This window comes from Terriglobus sp. YAF25 (genome assembly GCF_052113305.1).
GTDB lineage: Bacteria > Acidobacteriota > Terriglobia > Terriglobales > Acidobacteriaceae > Terriglobus.
This window is the reverse complement of the sequence record NZ_JBFRCY010000841.1, coordinates 1-1,768: the sequence shown is the minus strand read 5'-3', so window position 1 is coordinate 1,768 and position 1,768 is coordinate 1. Positions and strand designations below refer to the sequence as shown.

The window sequence follows — 1,768 nt, the reverse complement described above, 5'->3', positions numbered from 1 at the left end:
ACACCATACATCTCATTGATCTTCAACAGCCCCAAGCGTGCTGACACCGGTGGGAGCAGCGGGGTCCCCGGCCAGCTTGCTGGCTAGGGTGTTCAGCCCGCTGATAAAGGCGTAAAAATGAATGGGCTTTCGCCCTGAGCCCTTCCCTGACAGACAGAGGAGGCCCAGGGCTATAAAGCCCATTCTTTTGGAGCTGCTTAACCGTGGCCTAAAGGCCACGGCTCCCACCGGTTCAAGCTTCGCTCGAATAGTTCACCCCGAATATCCCACCCATCGCTATCCACCCCAACGAACAAGTTCGTCGGGGACCGCGGTACGCGATGGATGGGGCACCTAGTGCGCGGGCTAGAGCATTTTCCCTGTTGCTGGGTATCGCGGAAAGGGGCGTGCAGCGGCGTTTTCATTGCGGAAAACGCCCATGGAAGCGGAAGTCCTACATTACACCCGCAGGGAAAATGCTCTAGCCGGAATTCGGCGATACGTCCTGGCTACTGCACGGTTACGGTTTTCTCTGCTGTGTACACATTTCCGTTTGCATCCCACAGTTTGAAGACCAGATCGTGGTTTCCCGTGCCGAGTGCTTGATACGTATCGATGGACGATGAGCCGCCGACGCATCCGGCGTTCTGGATGCATCCGTCGTCCTCGATCGTGAGATGTCCGTCGATATAGAGCTGCGCGGAAGTAGGAACCACCGGCGTATATCCATTCGCCAGGATATGGACCGGGGAGCCGCTGGTTGCGCCGGAGGGTAGACACATATTCGCGGTTCCCAAAGCAGCTGGGCAGACCGGTTCCGGCGTTCCGCTATAGACGTTGATATGGCGCTCGGACCGGAAGTTCAGGCCGGTGTAGTCCCAGGCCTTCACTACCAGGAAGTTGGCGCCGTTGTTCATGGGGAAGCTCTGGTCAAACGAACTTACAGGCTGCGAGTACGTCAGATTTCCATTGGTATAAAGCTGCAGCGCGGTCACCTGATGCGTGTCATATGCATTCGCTTGCACGCGTACCGTGGGGCCTGGCAGATAGGTATTGTCCACCGGCACGCAGACAGTCACCGCTGGATTGATCTGACTGGTCGAACATGGCGCGCGGTTCGTCGCGTTCAGAAAGATCTGCGTTTGCGCCGAGCCCGGCAAGTCCGAAACGAAGTCCATCATGCCATCGCGGTTGAAGTCACCCGCCGTAGGCGCTCCTACACTGTCCGTTGTCGCGACAAACTGCGCCGGAGTCTGGTCATACGAGCCATCCGGATGTCCGAGCCAGACAAATAAACCACTCTGAGCTCCTGTGGTCCTATTCCCTCCAACCAGATCACCGACGCCATCGCCGTTCACATCCACGCCCAGCATACGGTTCGTTGCCTGAATGCCATCCGACATCACCAGTGTTCGCTCGAACAGTCTCTGCTGGCCCTGTCCGTAAAAGGCGATGACACCCTGGCAGGTTGAGTTGCTCCCCTTGATGGTGTCCTGGGTGCCGCAGCTATACGAAAGCAAAATGTCGGCCATCCCATCCTGATTGAGATCGGCAATCGACAATCCCGCGGGAGATGTGAACGCCGTCAGTACAGCTTTGCGGAAGTTCTCATGGCCATCGTTCCACAAGATATACGTTCCTGATCCGGCCGGGTTGCCGATGGTCATCGCAACAATGTTCTGAATGCCGCTATGGTCGAAGTCGCCTGCACCGACGGAGATCACATCCGTGTTTGCTTCCATCGCGATGGTGTTCTGCAAAACGAAACTGCGACCGCTCACGTCATTGA

At 57.0% G+C, this 1,768-nt stretch carries 1 protein-coding gene; it reads right to left on the bottom strand.

Annotated features, from left to right (window positions below; genetic code table 11):
• Positions 1-488: 488 nt before the first annotated feature.
• Positions 489-1,768: FG-GAP-like repeat-containing protein (locus AB4043_RS24390; protein WP_442308373.1), on the bottom strand; the 1,280-nt coding region annotated here is incomplete at its 5' end.